Genomic DNA, 6,585 nt, shown 5'->3' on the forward strand with positions numbered 1-6,585 from the left:
CCACCCCCTCGCCGTCGCCGTCCAGGCCCGCGACTCCCAGCCCCAGCCGCAACCCCAGCGACTCGGCACCGAGCGCCGGCACCGGCGTCCCGGGCGGCTCCAGCGCCACGACCGAGCCGACCCGGCCGACCGCCCCCGACAGCACCCCGACGCCGACACAGGCCCCGCCGTCCCTGGAACCGTCCGAACCGTCGACGGCTCCGGACCAGGCCAGTACCTCGGCCGAGAGCAGCACGCTGCCGTAAGGACCTGTCCGGCCGGTCGCTAGTCGACGACCGCGACCTTCGTCCCCGCCGTGCCGAACTTCCAGACCGCGTCACCGTCGGCGGCACGCATCCGGATCCCGCCGGTCGGTACGCCGGACGCGGGCGGCGGCGGAGAAGAGCCGTCCACGGCGTTCGAGAAGGCGATGTTGGTGCCCGAACTGACGGTGAAGAAGACGATGTTCTCGATCTCCACGCCGTCGCTGCCCGTGCTCGTCTCGCGTCGGGTACCGACGGTGTACGAGCCGGGTGCCGGGTTCACCGTCCCGGGCCACACCTTGAAGCTGCGCCGGGACGCGTCGCTCGCGTCGACGAGCCATACGCGGCGCTGGTCGAGGGAGTAGACGATGCGCCGTCCGGTGCCGGAGCCGTCCGGCACCGCGACCGGCTTGGACTCGTCGGGGCCCGTGGAGGGCTTGGCGGTCGCCGAGGCGGAGGGCTTCGGCGAGGCCGAGGCCGTGGGCTGCGGGCCCTTGTCGGCCTTGACGGCCAGGAACGTCACCGCCACCAGAGCAGCCGCGGTCAGACCGGAGACCCAGACCCACGAGGGAAGCCGTCGGGCAGGCACGCGTACGCATCTCCTCAGCTCTGATTCACCCCGTCGGAGGGTCGGATCATCCTACTCCGACGGGGTCCTCGGCCGATCCTGGCCCACCCGCCCCAGGCCCGGCGTCCGCACGCCCGGGACCCGCGGGCCGCGTCCGTCACTCCAGCACGGGCAGCAGCTCCGGCAGATGCCCGTCCGAGGCCGCCGCGGCCCGCTGCCGCTCCTCCAGCACCTCGCCGTACAGGGTGGTGCGGGGCCGGGAGGGCCGTCCCGCCGCGTCCGCCACGGCGATCAGCTCCTTGACGGACTTGTACGAGCCGTACGACGAGCCCGCCATACGGGAGATGGTCTCCTCCATCAGCGTCCCGCCGAGGTCGTTGGCGCCCGAGCGGAGCATCTCCGCCGCGCCCTCCGTCCCCAGCTTCACCCAGCTGGTCTGGATGTTGGGGATGTGGGGGTGCAGGAGGAGCCGCGCCATCGCCATCACCGCACGGTTGTCCCGGGTCGTCGGGCCCGGACGGGCGATCCCCGCCAGGTACACCGGCGCGTTCGTGTGGATGAAGGGGAGCGTCACGAACTCCGTGAAACCGCCGGTCTGTTGCTGGATCCGGGAGAGCGTGCGGAAGTGGCCGAGCCAGTGGCGGGGCTGGTCCACATGCCCGTACATCATCGTGGACGAGGAGCGGATGCCCAGCTCGTGCGCGGTCGTGATCACCTCGATCCAGGTCGCCGTGGGCAGCTTGCCCTTCGTCAGGACCCAGCGGACCTCGTCGTCGAGGATCTCGGCGGCCGTGCCGGGGATCGAGTCGAGGCCCGCCTCCTTGGCCGCGGTCAGCCATTCGCGGATCGACAGGCCGGTGCGGGTCGCGCCGTTCACGACCTCCATCGGCGAGAAGGCGTGGACGTGCATGCCGGGCACGCGCTCCTTCACCGCGCGGGCGATGTCGAAGTAGGCCGTCCCCGGCAGGTCCGGGTGGATGCCGCCCTGCATGCAGACCTCGACGGCCCCCAGGTCCCACGCCTGCTCGGCACGGTCGGCGACCTGGTCGAGCGACAGGGTGTACGCGTCGGCGTCCGTGCGGCGCTGGGCGAAGGCGCAGAAACGGCAGCCGGTGTAGCAGACGTTGGTGAAGTTGATGTTCCGCGTGACGATGTACGTGACGTCGTCGCCGACCGCCGCCCTGCGGACGTCGTCGGCGATCCGGCACAGCGCGTCCAGGGCGGGCCCGTCCGCGTGCAGCAGCGCCAGCGCCTCGTCGTCGGTGAGGCGGGTCGGGTCGTCGGCGGCCGTCGCCAGCGCCGCCCGGACGTCCGTGTCGATCCGGGACGGCACCATGCCGGGCGCCGCGGCCTCCCGCAGGGCGTCCCAGTCGCCGTACACGTGGTCGTAGTCCTCGCGCCGGTCGGACGTACGCCCCTCGGTGTCGATCGTGGTGTGCAGATCCGTACGGCCCGACGAGGTGAACGCCTCCTCGGGCTCCTGCCAGGAGTGGCCCTCCACGACCGCGTCCGGCACGGCGAGCCCCGTCTCCGGGTCCGCGAGTGCCCGTACGTGCGGGAGCAGCCGCGGGTCCAGCCACGGCTCGCCGCGCTGCACGAACTCCGGGTAGACGCAGAGCCGTTCGCGCAGTTCGAAGCCCGCCTCCGCCGACTGCTCGCGCAGCAGGTCGATCTGCGGCCAGGGGCGCTCGGGGTTGACGTGGTCGATGGTGAGCGGCGAGACCCCGCCCCAGTCGTCGATCCCGGCGCCGATCAGCCGCCCGTACTCGGAGTCCACGAGGTTCGGCGGTGCCTGGAGGCAGGCCGAGGGGCCCATGATGTGCCGGGCCACGGCGACCGTCGCGACCAGTTCGTCGAGCTCGGCGTCCGGCATCCCGCGCATCGCCGTGTCCGGCTTGGCGCGGAAGTTCTGGATGATCAGCTCCTGGATGCCGTGGTAGGACCGCGACACGCGCCGCAGCGCGAAGAGGGAGTCCGCGCGCTCCTCGTACGTCTCGCCGATGCCGATCAGCACACCGCTGGTGAAGGGGACCGACGAGCGGCCCGCGTCCTCCAGGACGCGCAGGCGGACGGCCGGCTCCTTGTCGGGCGACCCGTGGTGCGGGCCGCCCGGCTCGCTCCACAGCCGCGTCGCCGTCGTCTCCAGCATCATGCCCATGCTCGGCGCGACGGGCTTGAGCCGCTGGAAGTCGGTCCACGACATGACGCCCGGGTTGAGGTGGGGCAGCAGGCCCGTCTCCTCCAGGATCCGGATCGAGATGGCCCGTACGTACGCGATCGTGTCGTCGTAACCGTGCGCGTCGAGCCACTCGCGGGCCTCGGGCCAGCGGTCCTCGGGCTTGTCGCCGAGGGTGATCAGGGCTTCCTTGCAGCCCAGTTCGGCACCCTTGCGGGCGATGTCGAGGACCTCGTCCGGGGACATGAACATCCCGTGGCCCGCCCGGCGGAGCTTGCCGGGGACCGTGACGAACGTGCAGTAGTGGCACTTGTCCCGGCAGAGCCGGGTGAGCGGGATGAAGACGCTCTTCGAGTACGTGATGACGCCGGGGCGGCCCGCCGCCTCCAGGCCCGCGTCACGCACCCGGGCGGCGGACGCGGTCAGGTCGTCCAGGTCGGCGCCGCGTGCCTGGAGCAGCACGGCCGCCTCGGTGACGTCGAGAGCGACGCCGTCGCGGGCGCGTTTGAGGGCGCGACGCATGGCGTTCGCGGTGGGCCCGGTTCCGGAGGTCGCGGAAGTCGTCATCCTTCGAGCATACGATCGCATTGATCAGGCCCTACGTCAGATGAGTCACGTCACGAGCGGCACACCAGCGGCGCACCAGTGACACACCAGCGGCCGGCTACAGATACTTGGCGTATTCGTCCAGAACGCGCAGTACGTCCCCCTCCCCGGCCGGCGGCAACTGGAGGACGACCTCCTCGATGCCGAGGTCCGCGTAGTGCGTGAGCTTGCCGGGGGTGGGCAGCACGGCGTACGGCACGACCTGGAGGGCCTCGGGGTCGCGGCCGGCCCCGGCCCAGGCGGCCCGCAGCACGGGCATGGACTCCGTGAGCCCGCGGCCGCCGATCGGCATCCAGCCGTCCGTGTACTCGCTGATGTGCGAGAAGAGCTTGGGCCCTGCCGCTCCCCCGACGAGCGTGCGCGGTCCGACAACGGGTCCACGTGGCTTCTGTACGGGCTTGGGGTGCGCGTGGCTGGGCCGTACGGAGCCGAACTCGCCCTCGTAGCCGGTCGGTTCGGTGGACCACAGGGCCCGCATCAGGGCCATCCGGTCCCGGACCAGCTCCCGCCGCGTGCGCCAGTCGACGCCGTGGTCGGCTGCCTCCTCGACGTTCCAGCCGAAACCGAGGCCGAGGGTGAAACGGCCCCCGGAGAGGTGGTCGAGGGTGGCGATCTGCTTGGCGAGGGCGACCGGGTCGTGCTGGGCGACGAGGGTGATCCCGGTGCCCAGCGCGAGCGACTCGGCGACCGCCGCCGCCTGGCCGAGCGCGACGAAGGGGTCGAGGGTCCGGCCGTACTCGGGCGGCAGCTCACCGCCCGCCGGGTACGGGGTGACGCGCTCCACGGGTATGTGCGTGTGCTCGGGCAGATAGAGCCCGGCGAAGCCGCGCTCCTCCAGCTCACGAGCGAGCAGCGTGGGGGTGATCGTCTCGTCGGTGAGGAAGATCGTCACGGAGATGCGCATGGCACCTCCCTACCGGCACGAGCATCAACTGTCCATACCGACCGGTAGGCATTCCACCTGCTTCTCACGAATGCTTCCGAATGCTTCTTACGAGTGCTCCATACCCGAAAACTGCCGATCCCCTTCCCTTGCCCCACAGTTCACGGCTGAATACCAGGGTTGTCCGTACCACCCCCACAGCACCTGAACCGCTACATGCCACTCAGTCACTCACGAGACCCGGGAGCAGCAGACATGTGCGAGGACGACCACAGCGGAGACCGCAGCGGTGACCACGGCATCGGCAGACGCGCGCTGTTCGTGACGGGAGCCGCCGCCGCGCTTACGTTGGGAAGCGTGAGCTTTCCGAGCGAGGCCGCCGACGCGGCGGACGCGTCCGAGACCCGGACGGTCCGTGGCACCCTGCCCACCGGTTCGCCGGACTTCGTGTACCTCCCCGTCGAAGTCCCGGACGGCGTACGGGAGATCAAGGTCGCGTACACCTACCAGAAGCCCTCCGTACCGGCGGGCACCGCGGGCAACGCGCTCGACATCGGCATCTTCGACCAGCGCGGCACCGAGCTGGGCGGCAAGGGATTCCGCGGCTGGTCGGGCGGGGCACGCACGGAGTTCTTCATCCGCGCCGACGACGCGACGCCGGGCTACATCCCGGGCCCGGTCAAGGAGGGCACCTGGCACATCGCGCTGGGCCCGTACACCGTGGCCCCGCAGGGACTCCCGTACGAGGTCACCATCACGCTGACGTACGGCGAGCCGGGCACGGTCGTGAAGCCGGTGTACCCGCCGTCGCGGGCCAAGGGCCGCGGGCGCGCCTGGTACCGGGGCGACTGCCATCTGCACTCCTGGTACTCCGACGGCCGCCGCACCCCGGCCGAGATCGCGGCCCTCGCGCGGGCGGCGGGCCTGGACTTCATCAACACGTCCGAGCACAACACGCACTCCTCGCACGCCCATTGGGCCTCGGAGGCCGGTGACGACCTCCTGATCCTGCTGGGCGAGGAGGTGACGACGAGGAACGGTCACGTCGTCGCGCTCGGCACCGACCCGGGGACGTTCGTCGACTGGCGCTACCGGGCGCGCGACAACCGCTTCGGCAAGTACGCGCGCCGGATCCGCGAGGCCGGCGGCCTGGTCGTGCCCGCCCATCCGCACGCCACCTGCGTCGGCTGCAACTGGAAGTTCGGCTTCGGCGAGGCGGACGCGGTCGAGGTGTGGAACGGGCCGTTCGGCCCCGACGACGAGGTGTCGCTGGCCGACTGGGACAGCATGCTGGTCGCCTCCGTGCGCGAGGGCCGGGGTGACGGTGGGGGCGGCCGGGGCTGGATTCCGGCGATGGGCAACAGCGACGCCCACCGGGATCCCGACCCGGTCGGCACGCCTCAGACCGTCGTCCTCGCCGACGACCTGACCCGCGAGGCGATCCAGGAGGGCATCCGGGCGGGCCGCTCGTACGTGGCGGAGTCGCAGAAGGTGTCGCTGTCGTTCTCCGCGGCCGGGCCGAAGGGCGAACACGCGGGGATCGGCGGGCGGTTGAAGGTCGACCGGGACGATCCGGTCACCGTCACCCTGGAGGCGTCGGGGGTGCCGCGCTGCACGGTTCGCTTCGTCACGGACCAGGGTGTGCTGTTCACGAGTGCGGTGCTGCCCGTGTCCGGGGGCGGGGTGGTGGAGTGGCGTACGACTGCGCAGTACGCGGCGTATGTGCGGGCGGAGGTGCGGCACGAGGCTGCGGCCGGGCCGTTGCCCGGTGCGTTGGCCGCGTTCACGAATCCGATCTTCCTCGGGCGCGGGTGAGCTGCGCTCGGCTGTTGGTGTGGGGCGTCGGAGGGGTGGTTCGTCGGGTGCGGGTGCGCTGTGGCTGGTCGCGCAGTTCCCCGCGCCCCTAAAAGGGGCGTCTGAGGTTCGGCGTTTTGGGTGCGAGTGCGTGGGGGCTGGGCGCGCCCCGCGGCGGAGCCGCATATGTCAACGCCCCGCGCCCCCCAAAAAAGGGCGTCTGAGGTTCGGCGTTTTGGGTGCGGGTGCGTGGGGGCTGGGTCCGCCAGGGCTGCCAGCCGGCGGGCAGCGCGGGCGAGGCGGAGGCGCCGGCCCC

At 71.7% G+C, this 6,585-nt stretch carries 4 protein-coding genes and 1 pseudogene; 1 reads left to right on the forward strand and 4 read right to left on the reverse strand.

What is annotated here, in order from left to right; translation table 11 throughout:
• The 4 genes and pseudogenes from O3Q52_RS46480 to O3Q52_RS46495 all read right to left on the reverse strand — a co-directional run.
• A pseudogene (locus O3Q52_RS46480) lies at positions 1 to 235 on the reverse strand (hypothetical protein); the annotation flags it as partial.
• Positions 236 to 264: 29 nt separating this feature from the next.
• Positions 265 to 831, reverse strand: a complete 567-nt coding sequence (locus O3Q52_RS46485; RefSeq protein ID WP_269654519.1) for a hypothetical protein — start codon at positions 829 to 831, stop codon at positions 265 to 267.
• A gap of 136 nt (positions 832 to 967) precedes the next feature.
• Positions 968 to 3,553, reverse strand: coding sequence for a bifunctional FO biosynthesis protein CofGH (locus O3Q52_RS46490; protein WP_269654520.1), 2,586 nt, complete (start codon positions 3,551 to 3,553; stop codon positions 968 to 970).
• Positions 3,554 to 3,650: 97 nt separating this feature from the next.
• A complete protein-coding gene (locus O3Q52_RS46495; protein WP_269654521.1) occupies positions 3,651 to 4,496 on the reverse strand; it encodes an LLM class F420-dependent oxidoreductase in 846 nt (281 codons plus the stop codon).
• A 234-nt stretch (positions 4,497 to 4,730) separates the two neighbouring features.
• On the opposite strand from O3Q52_RS46495, the gene O3Q52_RS46500 reads away from it, so the two are divergent.
• The gene (locus O3Q52_RS46500) at positions 4,731 to 6,290 is read left to right on the forward strand and encodes a CehA/McbA family metallohydrolase (protein ID WP_269654522.1); all 1,560 of its coding nucleotides are present in this window, start codon (positions 4,731 to 4,733) and stop codon (positions 6,288 to 6,290) included.
• Positions 6,291 to 6,585: the final 295 nt, after the last annotated feature.

The organism is Streptomyces sp. ActVer, from assembly GCF_027270795.1.
In the GTDB taxonomy this organism is placed as follows: Bacteria; Actinomycetota; Actinomycetes; order Streptomycetales; family Streptomycetaceae; genus Streptomyces; species Streptomyces umbrinus_A.